Source organism: Nocardiopsis sp. Huas11, assembly GCF_003634495.1.
Lineage (GTDB): Bacteria > Actinomycetota > Actinomycetes > Streptosporangiales > Streptosporangiaceae > Nocardiopsis.
In genome coordinates, this window is record NZ_RBKY01000001.1 from 4,079,147 (window position 1) to 4,092,470 (window position 13,324).

Consider the following 13,324-nt stretch of genomic DNA (forward strand, 5'->3'; position numbering starts at 1 on the left):
GCGGATCTGCGACGGGCGGGGGCGTGTCGGCGCCCCCTTCGCGTGGGCCAGGCTCGGACTTCCCGCGCTGGCGCGGCTGGCGGAGCGGACGGGATGGGCCCGAGCCGACACCTGGGAGGACGGCGGTCGCCTGTTCGTGGCGCTGCGCTCCGCCTTCGGCGGCGGTGCGGCCGCGGTGCGCTCGGCCTCGCCTCAGCCCGAGTGGTCGGCCGGAGCGCGGCGCGCGTACCGGACCGCCCCGACCACCGCGGAGGCGGCGAACAGCAGTGCGCAGACCAGCAGCCAGCGCTCGGCGAACGGGTCCCCGGGCAGGCCGCTCTTGGAGACGTAGGCCTGCGACGGGCCCAGGATCAGGGGGAAGTACACCACGAACAGCAGTGCGGAGACGGCGGCCGGGACGCGCACGTGGTTGACGAGCCGGACGCGCCCGCGCTCGTCGTGCCCGGCACGCACCCGGCCGTCGCGCCCGCTGCGCCCGCCGTGCCCCACGCGGGCCAGGCGCCCGGCCGCGGCCTGCCAGCCGCGGTCGATGAGGGTGTAGCCGGGGACGAGCACCAGGTCGTGCAGGACGGCGGCGCCGACGAACCACACCGCGACACCGACGGCGTCGCCGTCCAGGAGCCGCACTCCCGCGTACCCGGCCAGGGCGAACGACGCCACCATGAGCACGAGGTGGGAGAGCGGGGCCCCGTACCAGCGCCGCAGGGCGTTCATCACGCCTCCTCGAAGGTGAGCCGGCCGACCCACTTGGTGTTGTGCACGCCCGGCGCGGCCGGGACGATGACGCGGGCCGGATACCCGTGGTCCAGGGAGAGGTCCGCGCCGTTCACGCGCAGGGCCAGCAGCGAGCGGGGGTCGGCGACCTGGTGGGCGTTCAGCCCGGCACTGGTGAAGCTGCCCGTGCGCTGGACCGACTCCACGAGCACCCAGACCGGAGCCGCGGCGCCGACCAGGGCGGCCAGGTCGGACAGGCGGATCCCCGACCACTCCTGGTCCCGGGTCGACCACCCCTCCACACAGGCGATCGGCAGGGCCGCTCCGTGCTGGGGGAGCGCGAGCAGCTCGTCCCGGGTGAGGACGACCTCGTCCTCGCCGCGGCGCACGGTCAGCCGCCAGTCCCGCCCGGTCTCGTTCGCGCCCACGCCGGCGCGGGACGCGGTCGTGTTGACCGGGAAGTCGCCCGGCCCCTCGCCCGTCGACCGGCCGCGCGGGGCCAGGACCGCGGTGGCCCGGAGCGGCCCTCCGATGCTCTGTCCCGCCGTCACCGCGAACAGCGTCAGCGACCCCAGCCCCACCAGCCCCAGGACCCCGCCGCGGGAGATGGTCGCGGGCGCCGGGTCCGGTGCGGTGAGCCCGGGCCCTTCGGGCGGCTCGCCCCCGGCGGGCCGCCCCGGGCCGGGGCCTGGGGGATCGGACGGCCCCCGGCGCAGCGTGCGGACCATGACCGGCACTTTGGTGCCGAGGTGCACGGCCAGGCCGCCGAGGAACACCCAGGAACCGTAGAAGTGCAGGACGTAGAACGAGCCGGGGAAGACGTACTCGAGCTGGACGTTCAGTATCCCGGTGGCGAAGACGAACAGCGCTCCGCCCACGAGCAGGAGCAGGGACAGCCGTTCCAGGGCGTGGGCCGCGGAGCGGACCGGCGGCCAGGCGAAGAACAGGGGCGCGACCGACCAGAGCTTGGCCAGCAGCACCGGGACCAGCACGATCCCCAGGGTCACGTGCAGGCCCTGGGTCAGCCGGTAGAGCCAGTGCGGGTCGGTCGGCCAGGGGAAGAGGTAGAACCCGAGCAGACCCTTGTCCGGGGTCTTGTCGTTGACCGGGGTCAGGTCCGGGTTGTAGGCGGCGTAGGACAGCAGCCCGGTGACCGTCACGACCGCGAGGCCCACGAGCAGGACCGCGCCCAGCACCGACGTCGTCCAGCGGCCGCGGGCCGGGCTGCGCCAGAACCCGGGTCGCGTCGGCCCGAAGGCGGGGCCGTCCCTCACCAGCGCACGCCACCGGTGCGACGGTGGTGCGTGGTCCCCGTCCGGCCCGGGCGCGCCCGTGTGCTCGCCGTCCTCGTCCACGCGTGGCCTCCTCGGTCGCCCGTCGCCCGTCGCCCGTCGCCCGTCGCCCGTCGCCCCGGAACGCTCCGCGCCGCGCCGGTCCGCGCACGCGATCCTAGGCCGGACGGGCCCGGTGCCCCGGCAGCGAAACGCCCTCCCACCAGGCGCTCCGCTCTCCCCCGACACGCCGGAGGCCGGTCGTGGCCGCTTTGGGCCGCCGAGCCTAGGGTGGCGGCGTGACGCCACGCGGCCTCCACCACCACGATCCCCGAACGGTCGGCGACGGGCGAGCCGGACGCCGACTCGACGCGCTCGCCGCGCTCGGCGCCCTCCTCCTCGTCGCGCTCGCCGTCGTCGTCGGACGGGCCCTCGAACGCTCCGAGGGCACCCTGCACGTCGACTGGCCACCGCTGTACGCGTCCTGGTTCCCGCACACCGGACCCGGGACCGTCGCCGCCATCGCCGTGGCCGTGGCGGTGGTCGCCGGCGGGCCTGCCGTGGCGCGGGCCCTGGCCTGGCGTCCGCTGGTGCTGCTCACCTGGGCGGTGTCCGTCCTGTGGACGTTCGCCCTCGCCCTCGTCGACGGCCCACGGGGCTTCGCCGAGCCGCTGGAGTCGCCCTACGAGTACCCCGCCTCGGTCGACCGCTTCGCGGACGTGGGAGCGGCACTGCGCGGGTTCACCGGGCACATCCTCATCGGCCAGCCCGACAACTGGCCCACCCACGTGGCCGGGCATCCGCCCGGCGCGGTCCTGACCTTCGTCGCCCTGGACCGGCTCGGCCTCGGCGGCGGCGCCTGGGCGGGGGCCTGGTGCGTCGTGGCGGGCGCCTCGGCCGCGGCCGCCGTCCTCGTCGCGCTCCGCGCGCTGGGAGCCGAGGGCGCGGCCCGGTCCGCGGCCCCCTTCCTGGCGCTGTTCCCCGGCGCGGTCTGGGTCGGCGCGTCGGCGGACGGCTACTTCGCCGGCGTGGCGGCGTGGGGCCTGGCCCTGCTCGCCGTGGCCGCGTCCCCGGACGCCCGCGCGCCCCGGGTGACGGCACTCGCCGCCGGGCTGCTGCTGGGATGGACGGTGTACCTGTCCTACGGGCTGGTCCTGCTCGCGATCCCGGCGGTGGCCGTCCTGGTGTGCGCGCGCACCGCGCGCCCGCTGCCCTACGCCCTGGCGGGGGCGCTGGCGGTCGCCGCGGCGTTCACGGCGGCGGGCTTCTGGTGGCTGGAGGGGTACCGCCTGGTGGTGGAGCGCTACTACCAGGGCGTGGCCGCGGTCCGGCCCTACGGCTACTGGGTCTGGGCCAACCTCGCCACCGTGGTGCTGACGGCGGGGGTGGCCTCCGTCGCGGGGGCGCGGCGGGCCCTGGCCCGGCTCCCGCGGGCGGTGTGCTCGCGGCCCGGCCCCGCGTCGGGATCGCGCGTCGGACCCGTGGCGCTGCTCGTCGGGGGCGCGGTGTGCGCGATCGCCGTCGCCGACCTCTCCGGGATGAGCAAGGCCGAGACCGAGCGCATCTGGCTCCCCTTCGCCTTGTGGCTGGTCCCGGCGGCGGCGCTGCTGCCCTCCCGCGACCACCGCGTGTGGCTGGCGCTCCAGGCGGCGACCGCCCTGCTCGTCGACCACCTGCTGGACACGGGGTGGTGAGCGGGGCGGCCGCGCCGCGGCGGACCTACCGCAGTTCGACCGTGAGGCCGCGGCGGGTGTAGTCGGGCACCGCCGTGTAGTCGCCGCCGGTCACCTCGATGTCGGCGAACGCGCCCCGCAGCCGACGCGCGTCGATCACGTGCACGACACCGGCCACGGCGTCGGCGGCGTCGATCGTCAGCTTCGCCCCGTCCTCGATCCGGACGGCGCCGCGCACGGTCAGCAGGCTCTCGGCGCGCCCGCCGTCGTCGCCGTCGCCGTCGCGCCGTTCCGCGTCCTGGTGCCCGGCGGCCGCCACCGCCAGGGAGCCCGCGGTCTGACGGTAGTCGCCGCCCACCGCCAGCGGCCGCTCCAGGCGCAGCTTGCCGCCCCGCACCGTCACCCCGCCCCCGCCCAGGGCGCTCGGCGAGGCGGCGACGAGCGTGCCCTCCTCCACGGACGTGCCGCCGGAGTAGCCGTTGTCCCCGGTCAGGGTCAGCGTGCCGGTGCCGGCCTTGGTGAGGCCGCCGGAGCCGTCGATGTCGTTGCGCCAGGCGTCGGCGGCGTGGAACCCGCCGAGGGAGGCGTCCATGCTCACGCGCACGTCCCGCTCGAAGGACCCGTAGCCGTCGGCGGCGCGGAACAGGTCGAGCCGCCCCCACCCCTCGGGACCGTCGAGCAGCTCGTAGCGCGAGGACAGCGCGGTGCCGCGCAGGACCGCGCGGCGCTGCTCGGCGTCGAGGTAGGGCTGGCGCGTCTCCAGCAGGACCTCGGCGCCCGCCGGTACGGTCAGCGGCGTTTCCCGGCCCCGCTGCGGCAGGACGTAGGTCAGCTTGGGCCGGTAGATCCGCTCGTTGGCCTCCCGGTCGCCGTAGGGGTCGTCGCCGGAGTGGGCGTGGTCCCAGAGGGTGCCGTCGGTCTGCGCTGAGAAGAACGCCTCCGCCTGCTCACGGGCCGCGGCCTTGAGCCCGGCGTTGTCGGGGTCGGAGAGGATCGCCGCGGCCAGCGCGGTGGCCAGGACCCGGCCGCCGATGACGTCGACGGGGGAGTGCATGCCCGAGACGATCCGGTAGTGGGCCTGCTCGGCCGCGCGCGTCACCAGCTCCTGGAAGCGCTCGGGAACGGCGTAGGCGAACGCGAGCGCGGCCAGGTACAGCGCGTTGGTGTGGCCGCTGACGTAGCCGCCGTCCCGCTCCGGGGTGGTGCTGCGCTGGCGCAGCAGCTGCGGTGCGACCACCACCTCCGACTCGTACACGGGGAACCCGAACGCGTCGACCCCGCCGGTGTCGGCCACCTCGCTGTCGACCGTCATCCGCCACGGCCGCGGGTACTGGAAGGTGTACTTGCTCGGGTTGCCGGAGGAGTGCGGGCCGCGCACGGTGTCGACCAGGTCCACGACCGCGCCCAGTGCGGAGTCGCTGGACCCGGCGCCCACCTCGGAGCCGGGCGGCGCGTCGTCGGGCACCCGGTCGCCGACCTGGTCGTCGGGGGTGCCGTCGGGCGCCTCGGTGATGGAGGTGACCGCCCTGGCGGCCGACCGGTACGACTCGGCGAGCGGGCCCAGGCCGGCGATCACGGCGTAGCTCTGGTGCTGGCGGTCGGTGACGAAGGACTGCCGGGCCTCCTCGTCGGTGCGCTCGCGGGTCGTCTCGACGCAGTAGCGCATGTTCTCGCGCAGGACGCGGTTCCGTCGCGGCCGGCCGTCGTCCCAGCTGGAGCCGGTCCGCCAGATCCGGTCGAACTCGGACAGGATGAGCACGGCCGCGTTGGTGTGCGGGCTGAGACGGTGGGCGGAGTTGGTCTTGTAGTGGTCGACGAACGGGAGGAGCCCCGGCGCCTGCGACGGTGCTCCGCCCGGGGTGGCGTGGGCGGGCGCCCACGCCACGGCGGGGGCCGCGGCCACGGCCGCCGAGACGGCGGCGGCGCGGCCGAGGAAACGCCGTCGGTCGATCGTGCTCTTCTCGCGCATGCTTCTCATTCCTGGGGCGACGCTCGGGGGAACTCTCCTCGCCAAGGAATCCCAGAAGCGCGTGACGGGACGACGAACGTCCTCTGTGCCCGATGTGAATGGTGTCCGGATCTGCGCGGGCGCCGTCCAGGAGATCGGTAGTGACACCGCGTCATGCCCTCGCCCGGACGAACGTCATGGTGCGCGGGTGACACGGCACCACTGCCGGGCGGGCGCGCGGGCGGCTGGAATGGGGACATGACCTCCACACCAGTCATCGACGTCGAACACCTGCACCTGGCCTACGGCGACTTCACCGCGGTGCGTGACCTGTCCTTCCAGGTGCGGCAGGGCGAGCTCTACGCCCTGCTCGGCACGATACTTCCCTATATGGGGTGTATTTCAGGTCACTGGGGTCTCCCAGGCGGCCTTCCAGCTGTGACTGCCGATCAGGCCATCGACTCCCAGCGACTTTTCAGCCTGGAATTGCCGGGCGACCTTTTCCGTCTTGGGTCCGTAGAGGCCATCGGCGGTGCCGAGCCCGGCCCAGCCGCGCGCCAGCATCTGGCGCTGCCAGCGGCGCAGGTCCTCGCGGTGGCCGTAGTAGCCGCTCACCTGCCAGGCGGGGCCGCTACGCGGGCCGAAGGCGTAGCCCGAGGGCAAGGGGAAGGCTGGAGCCTTACCGGTGCCCTGGTTCGAGCCACCGCCGCCACCGGAGCCACCTGCACGTCGGACGATCTCTCCGAGCTGGGAGATCACCCGCGCTGCGGGGCAACCGGTCGGTCCGCCCCACGTGGAGCCGCCGAGGGAGTGGTAGGCCAGGCCGCGACCACCGATGCTGGTGGTGCGCTGGAGCGGTACACCGTGGACGCCGTTGGCCCACTTGAGGATGCGCGCGCAGGCGTCGGGCTGGGCGGAGGTCAGCGGCTCATTGACGTTGCCCTCGTTCTCGATCGACAGGCAGTAGCCGTTGCCGTTGCCCTGTGCCCAGGCGGAGTCGGAGGTGTTCACCCACTGGCGGATGGTGCCGCCCTTGCTGACTCCGAAGTGGCTGGACACCCGCGCGCGGGGGTTACGGAACCAGCTATCGGTGCCGCTCATGCTGCCCTGCATCTTGTGGATGGTGACGATGCGCGGAAGGCAGCCGCCCGACCGGTAGTTGGTGCTGATGGGGCGCCACTGGACGCCCGGCATTCGAGCCATGATCGTGCTCCAGACATGACGAGGCCCGCACCGGTCGGCCGGTGCGGGCTGGGGAAAGGTGAGTTCAGCGGGGGTCGGGCGGGTCGTCCTTGAGCTGGAGGTAGTAGTCGAGTTCGTCCACGGCCTCCTCGTCCTCGAACTCCTCCGGGGCGGGCTCCGGCGCGGGGACAGGTGCGATCGGAACTTCCTCGGAGGGCTTGAGCCAGCGGTCCAGGACGGTCTTGTAGCGCTGGATCAGGCGCACCGCGGCGAGGTAGACGACACCGGCCAGGAGAGCAATCAGTGCACGTCGAAGGTCGTCCCAGGCGAACCCGGCCAGCAGGTCATCCACGGGCGGCCACCGCCTCGGCGCGCAGCTCCCGGGTGCGGGTCTCACGCAGGTACGCGGTCGCGGCGAGGGGAATCTGCGTGGTGAAGAGCAGGAGGAATCCCGCCTGCCCGGCCAGGCTCAGGCCGGTGGATTGGGTCAGGTAGAGGACCCCGGCGATCACCGAGTACGCGCCCACGCCGAGCAGGATGTGGCGGGGTGGCGGCCAGTCTGCGAGAGATGGCCTGACGACCGCGAGCTCACCCGAAAGCCCGCAGAAGAACACGACCCCGACCCCGTACCGCACCTTCCAGGACAAGGCCCCCGCACCATGCTCTCGATCGCTCAGGGCGAGCTGATCCAGGTCTTCCGGAACCGGCTGGTTCTGGTCACCATGTTCGTCGTTCCCGCCGCCTCCAGCGCCTTCTACATCTACCTGCACCGCCTCATTCCGGCCCTGGACCTCGGCGCCGTCGCTGCGGTGCTGGTGTTCATCATGGTGGTGATGGGGCTCTACACCACGACGGTCACCACGCTCGCCTCGCGTCGGCAGAACCTCTTCCTCAAGCGGCTCCGTTCCACCGCCGCCGGCGACCCCGCCATCCTCTTCGGGCTCCTGCTCCCGGTCACCGCCATCACGCTGGTCCAGGTGGGCGTGGTCCTGACCGTGCTCACCGCGGTCGCCGGCGGGCCGGCCGACGTGCCCCTCCTGGTGGCGGCCGTCCTGGCGACGGTGGCCATGATGCTCGGTCTCGGGCTGGCCACCGCCGGGGTGACGAACTCCCCCGAACACGCCCAGGTGACCACGCTGCCCCTCCTGGTCGGCACCCTCGCCGTGTCCGGCTGGGTGGGGTTCACCGGCACCGAGGAGCTCACCGTGCTCAAGCGCCTGCTGCCCGAGGGCTCGGCGGCCGAGCTGGTGGTCGGCGCCTGGAACGGCGGTGTCCCCCTCGGGGAGTCGCCGGCCCTGCTGGCGCCCACACTGGCCTGGGTGGTCGTGGCGGTCGCGCTGGCCGCCCGCGTCTTCCGCTGGGAGCCGCGCCGATGACGGCTCCGACGCGCGTCGCCGCGCGGACGCTTCGACGCCCGGTGGACCGGGCACGAGTGCGGGGTGAACGACATGGACCTGACGCTGCCGCAGCGTCTCTACCTGCTCAGCTACGATATCGAGGGATCGGGGTTCGACCCCGTCAGCGCCGCCTTCCGCGGTCAGCTGCTGTGCGCCGCGGCGCTGGCCGAGCTGGTGCTCGACGGACGGCTCCGGGCCCGGGAGGGCAGGGTGGAGCGCACCGGTACCGGTCCGCCCCACGATCCGTTCCTGGCCGACGTGCTCGACGACCTGGCCCCGGACCGCGTCCACCACTTCAACACCGCGGTGTACCGCAGGATGGCCGGGGCCGAGGAGGCGGTGCGCGAGCAGCTCGCCGCGGACGGGTGGATCAGGGTGGTCCGCGGCCGGGCGCTGGGGATGTTCCCCACGCGCACGGTCACCCTCGACCGTCCCGAGCAGGCCCTCCTGCTGCGTGAGCGCACGCGCGACGCGCTCCTGTCGGGCCGCCGCGCGGAGGAGGTCCCCGCCGGGGACGCGGCCCTGGTGGCGATCGCCGCCGAGGGCGATGTCTGGGCCGTGTTCACCCCGCAGGAGCGCGCGGACCACCGACCGGCGCTCACGGCGCTCCAGGAACGCTTCGACACGCGGGTCCCCGGACTGCGCGTGGCGGTCCGCGCCGCGGTCATGGCCACCGGACGGGGCGCCTCCTACTGACCGCCGCCGTGCCGGCGACCGTCCGGGACGGCCGGCGGCGGCGCGGCCGCCGCCGTGCCGGGGGCGGCGCGCGACGCGCACCGCCCCCGTCCTCATGCGGGACCGCCAGGGGTCAGGGCGTGACGCCGCTGAGCTCGTTCGGCGCCTCGTCCAGGGTGGTGGACGCGGTGACCTCGCCCGACTCCAGGTCCACGGCGTGGATCTCACGGGTGGCGGGGTCGCTCACGTAGGCGGTCCCACCGCGCACGAACAGCGCGGGCCGGGGGTCCTGCCACTCCAGCGGCTCCTCCCAGGAGTCCATGAGCTCGATGCTGTCCACGAGCTCGCCCTCCTCGGGGTCGATGACGTGCAGAGCGCCGTCGGTGCCCAGGACCAGGGCCTCGCCCGCGGGTCCGCGCCCGAGCGAACGGAAGGTGTAGCTGCCGGGCAGCTCGACCAGGGAGAGCTCGGCCTCGGCCGTGTCGATGAGGGCGATCTGCTCCGGGCGCTCCAGCTCGGCGTCCGGGTCGGTCTTGTAGTCGCCCAGCACGATCGGGGACTCCTCCGATCCGGCCTGGTTACCGATCCGCGAGTAGTCGTCGAGGCCGTCGACCTTGGTGAACTCGCCGTCCTGGTAGATCAGCACACCGTCCTCGCAGCCGATGACGACCACCTCGTCCTCGGCGGTGGCCTCACCGTGGACGCCGGGGCACTCCTCGTTGCGGGCGATCTCCTCGCCGTCGGCGTCCAGAGCCATCGCGCCCACACGTTCTTCCTCGTCGCCGAGGGTGGTGACGAGTTCCCCACTGGTGAGCTCGATGGACACACCGTGGTGGGCCTCCTCGCTCATGTGGACCTCGATGTCCTCGGGGAGCCCGTCGCCGAGGGCGTCGGTGTCGAACATGGTGACCTCGCCGCTGCCGTCGGCGAACAGCACGGTCCTCCCACCGTGCGGCACGACGTGCCCGGGTTCCTCGGCGGGAAAGAGCGTGTCGGTCAGCTCGCCGCCGGCGGCGTCCAGGACCTGGAAGCCCTCGGCCGTGGAGACCATCACGTGCCGGTCGTCGCCGGCCGGGTTGATCCGGTTGAAGCCCTCCAGTTCGATGTCCGCGGCGACCTCCAGGGTGTCGCCGTCCAGGACGTACAGGCCGCCGTCGTAGGTGGTCACGATCGGGTCGGCGATCGACACGGTCTGCGCGGCCCGCTCGTCGTCCTCGGATGCGGCCGAGCCCTGTCCCGCGCCGCAGGCGGTCAGCAGGAGTCCGGCCGAGACGAGGACGGGCGGGGCCGCCCAGGTCCTGAGGTGGTGCGACATGCTCATGGGGTGGTGTCTCCTTCTGATGGAAGCGGTCGGGCCGAGGGACCGGCCCGCCGCGGTGTGGGGATCCGGGGTCCGGGTCAGTCGTCGCCGAGTCCGGCGACGATGGATTCGGTGTTGGAGCGCGTCATCTCCAGGTAGGTCGCCGCGCCCTCGCCCTCCTCGCTCAGCGACTCGGAGAACAGGGGGACCACCTCGATGTCCACTCCCGCCTCCTGCGCCATGACGGTGGCCAGCCGGTCGGGCTGGGAGGAGTCGGCGAAGACGGCGCTCACGCCCGCCTCGCGCACGGTGTCGGACAGGTCCTTGAGGTCGGCGGTGCTCGGGGAGGCCAGGGTGGTGCCGCTGGGGATCACGGTGCCGATGACCTCGAAGCCGTAGCGGTCGGCGAGGTAGCCGAAGACGTGGTGGTTGGTCACCAGCCTGCGGTTCTCCTCGGGGATGGCGGAGAACTCCTCGGCGGTCCACGCGTCGAGTTCGTCCAGCTCCGCGGTGTAGGCCTCGGCGTTGGCGCGCACGGCGGCGGCGTCCACCCCCTCGACCTGCTCGACCACGTTCTCGGTGATCAGGTCGACGGCCTGGACGACCCGTCGCGGGTCGGTCCAGAAGTGGGGGTCGAGCTCGCCCTCGTTCTCGTCGGAGCCGTAGGGGAGGGGGTCCACGTGCGCGCCGACCTCCAGGGTGGCCACTCCGGCCTCCTCGGCCGCCGTGACGTTGCGCAGCACGCCCTCCTCCAGGCCGAGGCCGTTGTAGACGACCAGGGCCGCGTTCTCGACGGCGGCGGCCTCCTGGGCGGAGATCCCGAAGGAGTGGGGGTCGGCGTTGGGCTTCATCAGGACGGTGACCTCGGCCTCCTCGCCCACGACGGTGCGGGTGATGTCGCCGAGGATGTTGGTCGTCACGACGATGCCCTGGCCGCGGTCGTCCTGCGCCGCGCAGGCGGTCGCTCCGAGGGCCGTCCCTGTCAGTGCGAGCGCGGCGGCGCCCAGGCGCAGCGCGATCGGCGTTCCCATGTCCGTCACCGTCCCGTCTCGACCATGAGGTGCGGCGCGATCCCGGCGTCGAAGGTCCGCGCCAGGCGCAGGTCGTCGTTGTAGTCGATCTCGTGGATGAGGCCCGCCTCGGCGTCGTTGACGTAGGCGCGGCTGGTGTCGATCTGGATCGTGGGTGCGGGGTCCTCGCCCACCTCGTCCAGGAGGGCGGTGGCGGCCTGTTCCTCTCCCGTCGCCGGATCCAGGGAGCGCAGGGTTCCGTCGGCGGTCAGCACCAGCACGAAGGTGTCCTCGCCGACCGCGCCGACCGCCACGGCATCGGGCACGTCCAGCCGGGTCCAGGCGGGCTCGGCGAGGTCGAGGACCCACACGTCGCCGTCGGTCGCGATGGCGGCCAGGACGGCCGATCCGGGCCGGTGGTGGAAGGACTCCGTCCTGGCGCCGCCGTCACCGGGGTAAGGGACGGTCTCGGCTTCGAGGGCGTCGTCGTCCTCCCTCACGTGGAGGGTGCCCTCCGCGCAGCCGAGGACCAGGCCCCGCCTGGTCACCGCTGCGCCGGCGGGGTCGGTGCAGGTCTCGTCGAGGACCTCCACCGGGGCGCCCTCGCGGTCCAGCACCCGGACCTGTCCGTCGGAACCGCCCTCGGCCACCACGAGCCTTCCGGCGTAGGGCAGGACGGTCGCCGCGTCGCCGGAGACCGCGGTCACGGGCTCGACCTCGCCGCTCTCCAGCGCGGAGCGGTCCAGGGTCGTCGTCGAGCCGTGCCCGTCGAGGAGGGAGGTCACGGCGGTGTCGGTGACGGCGCCGCTGGTCGTGGCGTCCAGGGTGCCCACGTGGGCGATCCCGGTCCGGTAGTAGTGGGAGTGGTCGCCGTGGTCCACGGTCCACGCGCCGCTGTCCACGACGTCGGTGCTCCCATGATCCGATGACTGCAGGTAGGCGAACCGGCCGTCACCCGAGATCGCGTCGACCTCCGGCACCGGATCCAGCTCGGTCACCTCCTCGGTGAGGAGGTCCAGGACGCGGACGTCCCCGGTGCCGGTGTCGGCGACGACCAGCCGTGACTGGGGTTCGGCGGTCTCCTCCGCCCCCTCGACGTAGCCGTGCGGGGTCTCCTCCGCCTCCGTCGGCGCCGCCTGCTCGGGGGAGCCGCCGGTCGCGGTGTCCCCGCAGCCGGTGATCAGTAACAGGGCGCCCAGCCCGGTCGCGCCCAGCGCGGCGCCGGTGCGGTGTTCGCGTTTCATGGGGTCGTCTGTCCTTCCTGGTGAACGGTGGTGGGCCGCTCCGGGCGGCCCGTGCGTGAGGCCGCGGGCCGAGCGGCGGAGGCGAGTGCGGAGACGAAGAACAGGGCCACGGCCACGGCCGCGATGGTGGCGCCGGCCGCCGTCTCCCAGTGCCAGGACACGAGCAGGCCGACGAAGGTGGCGGCGCTGCCCAGCAGGGCCGCGCCGAGCATGATGACCGGGATGCTCCGCGCCCAGAGCGCGACGGCCGCCGGGGGCGCGATGAGCAGGCCGAACACCAGCAGGGTGCCGACCACGTGGAAGGAGGCGACCACCGCCAGGGTGACCAGGCCGAGCAGGACGGCGTGCGCCGCGCGCGGCGCGAGTCCCAGGGTGTGCGCCTTGCGGGGGTCGAAGGCCAGCGCGACGAAGGCCCGGTGGCCTCCGGCGGCGACCGCGAGGGCGACGGCCAGGGCCGCCCCCAGATAGGCCAGGTCGCGCTCGCGTACGGCCAGGACGTCGCCGAAGAGGAACCCCGTGAGGTCCACGGCGAAGGAGGCCGAGTGGGACACGATGATGACGCCGACCGAGAGCATCCCCACGAAGAGCAGCCCGATGCTCGTGTCCTGGGACAGGCGGGGTGAGCGGCCCAGCGCGGTGACGCCCGCGGCCATCGTCCCGGCCGCCAGCGCGGCGCCCAGGAGGAGGTTCTGGCCGAACAGGGAGGCCAGCGCCACCCCGGGCAGCATGCCGTGCGACATCGCGTCCCCGAGGAACGCCATGCCGCGCAGCACCACCCACGTCCCGGCGAGCGCGCAGATGGCGGAGACGAGGATCCCGCCCCACAGCGCGCGCTGGACGAAGACGACCCCGAAGGGCGCGAAGAAGGCTTCCATAGTGGGACACTCTACAATGATAATCATTATCGTTT

13 protein-coding genes and 1 pseudogene are annotated in these 13,324 nt (G+C 73.7%); 4 read left to right on the top strand and 10 right to left on the bottom strand.

Features of this window, described 5'->3' with window-relative positions; translation table 11 throughout:
* Window positions 1-192 precede the first annotated feature (192 nt).
* Both DFP74_RS18565 and DFP74_RS18570 read right to left on the bottom strand, forming a co-directional pair.
* Window positions 193-714 (bottom strand): hypothetical protein, encoded by a 522-nt coding sequence (locus DFP74_RS18565; protein WP_199725698.1) that lies wholly within the window; start codon window positions 712-714, stop codon window positions 193-195.
* Complete coding sequence (locus tag DFP74_RS18570) at window positions 714-2,069, bottom strand: molybdopterin-dependent oxidoreductase (protein WP_121183206.1); 1,356 nt, start codon at window positions 2,067-2,069, stop codon at window positions 714-716. The genes DFP74_RS18565 and DFP74_RS18570 overlap by 1 nt, the downstream gene beginning before the upstream one ends.
* 215 nt (window positions 2,070-2,284) lie before the next feature.
* Between DFP74_RS18570 and DFP74_RS18575 the strand changes: the two genes are divergently transcribed.
* Window positions 2,285-3,679 (top strand): hypothetical protein, encoded by a 1,395-nt coding sequence (locus DFP74_RS18575; protein ID WP_121183208.1) that lies wholly within the window; start codon window positions 2,285-2,287, stop codon window positions 3,677-3,679.
* A gap of 25 nt (window positions 3,680-3,704) precedes the next feature.
* Here the strand turns inward: DFP74_RS18575 and DFP74_RS35050 are convergent, their stop codons facing one another.
* On the bottom strand, window positions 3,705-5,627 hold the full coding sequence (locus tag DFP74_RS35050; RefSeq protein ID WP_305037059.1) for a phosphatase PAP2 family protein: 1,923 nt from the start codon (window positions 5,625-5,627) through the stop codon (window positions 3,705-3,707).
* Window positions 5,628-5,864: 237 nt separating this feature from the next.
* Between DFP74_RS35050 and DFP74_RS34415 the strand changes: the two are divergent.
* Window positions 5,865-5,984: pseudogene (locus DFP74_RS34415) on the top strand (ABC transporter ATP-binding protein); the annotation flags it as partial.
* Window positions 5,985-6,008: 24 nt separating this feature from the next.
* Here DFP74_RS34415 and DFP74_RS34420 read toward each other — a convergent pair.
* The 3 genes from DFP74_RS34420 to DFP74_RS18600 form a co-directional block, all read right to left on the bottom strand.
* Window positions 6,009-6,809, bottom strand: a complete 801-nt coding sequence (locus DFP74_RS34420; protein ID WP_233571023.1) for a peptidoglycan-binding domain-containing protein — start codon at window positions 6,807-6,809, stop codon at window positions 6,009-6,011.
* Between the two features lie 64 nt (window positions 6,810-6,873).
* Window positions 6,874-7,140 (bottom strand): hypothetical protein, encoded by a 267-nt coding sequence (locus DFP74_RS18595; protein WP_121183212.1) that lies wholly within the window; start codon window positions 7,138-7,140, stop codon window positions 6,874-6,876.
* Window positions 7,133-7,435, bottom strand: coding sequence for a hypothetical protein (locus DFP74_RS18600; protein ID WP_147453882.1), 303 nt, complete (start codon window positions 7,433-7,435; stop codon window positions 7,133-7,135). Before DFP74_RS18600 ends, DFP74_RS18595 begins: the two co-directional genes overlap by 8 nt.
* A 12-nt stretch (window positions 7,436-7,447) precedes the next feature.
* Here DFP74_RS18600 and DFP74_RS18605 point away from each other — a divergent pair, with 12 nt between their 5' ends.
* Together DFP74_RS18605 and DFP74_RS18610 are read left to right on the top strand one after the other, a co-directional pair.
* A complete protein-coding gene (locus DFP74_RS18605; protein ID WP_121183216.1) occupies window positions 7,448-8,164 on the top strand; it encodes an ABC transporter permease in 717 nt (238 codons plus the stop codon).
* 72 nt (window positions 8,165-8,236) lie between these two features.
* Window positions 8,237-8,881: a GPP34 family phosphoprotein gene (locus DFP74_RS18610; RefSeq protein WP_121188348.1), complete on the top strand. Its 645-nt coding sequence runs from the start codon at window positions 8,237-8,239 to the stop codon at window positions 8,879-8,881.
* Between the two features lie 112 nt (window positions 8,882-8,993).
* On the opposite strand, the gene aztD is transcribed toward DFP74_RS18610, so the two are convergent.
* From aztD to aztB, 4 genes are all read right to left on the bottom strand, one after another.
* Window positions 8,994-10,181, bottom strand: a complete 1,188-nt coding sequence (gene aztD, locus DFP74_RS18615; RefSeq protein WP_233571024.1) for a zinc metallochaperone AztD — start codon at window positions 10,179-10,181, stop codon at window positions 8,994-8,996.
* Window positions 10,182-10,258: 77 nt separating this feature from the next.
* Window positions 10,259-11,191, bottom strand: coding sequence for a zinc ABC transporter substrate-binding protein AztC (gene aztC / locus DFP74_RS18620; RefSeq protein ID WP_121188350.1), 933 nt, complete (start codon window positions 11,189-11,191; stop codon window positions 10,259-10,261).
* A 5-nt stretch (window positions 11,192-11,196) separates the two neighbouring features.
* Window positions 11,197-12,414, bottom strand: a complete 1,218-nt coding sequence (locus tag DFP74_RS18625; protein ID WP_121183218.1) for an ABC transporter — start codon at window positions 12,412-12,414, stop codon at window positions 11,197-11,199.
* Complete coding sequence (aztB, locus tag DFP74_RS18630; protein ID WP_121183220.1) at window positions 12,411-13,289, bottom strand: zinc ABC transporter permease AztB; 879 nt, start codon at window positions 13,287-13,289, stop codon at window positions 12,411-12,413. The genes DFP74_RS18625 and aztB overlap by 4 nt, the downstream gene beginning before the upstream one ends.
* Window positions 13,290-13,324: the final 35 nt, after the last annotated feature.

Bases quoted from the DNA above. Each gene is read 5' to 3' on its own strand.
- DFP74_RS34420 (WP_233571023.1), bottom strand. From the start codon at position 6,809: ATGGCTCGAATGCCGGGCGTCCAGTGGCGCCCCATCAGCACCAACTAC.
- aztB (WP_121183220.1), bottom strand. From the start codon at position 13,289: ATGGAAGCCTTCTTCGCGCCCTTCGGGGTCGTCTTCGTCCAGCGCGCG.
- DFP74_RS18565 (WP_199725698.1), bottom strand. From the start codon at position 714: ATGAACGCCCTGCGGCGCTGGTACGGGGCCCCGCTCTCCCACCTCGTG.
- aztC (WP_121188350.1), bottom strand. From the start codon at position 11,191: ATGGGAACGCCGATCGCGCTGCGCCTGGGCGCCGCCGCGCTCGCACTG.
- aztD (WP_233571024.1), bottom strand. From the start codon at position 10,181: ATGAGCATGTCGCACCACCTCAGGACCTGGGCGGCCCCGCCCGTCCTC.
- DFP74_RS18610 (WP_121188348.1), top strand. From the start codon at position 8,237: ATGGACCTGACGCTGCCGCAGCGTCTCTACCTGCTCAGCTACGATATC.
- DFP74_RS18625 (WP_121183218.1), bottom strand. From the start codon at position 12,414: ATGAAACGCGAACACCGCACCGGCGCCGCGCTGGGCGCGACCGGGCTG.
- DFP74_RS35050 (WP_305037059.1), bottom strand. From the start codon at position 5,627: ATGCGCGAGAAGAGCACGATCGACCGACGGCGTTTCCTCGGCCGCGCC.
- DFP74_RS18605 (WP_121183216.1), top strand. From the start codon at position 7,448: ATGCTCTCGATCGCTCAGGGCGAGCTGATCCAGGTCTTCCGGAACCGG.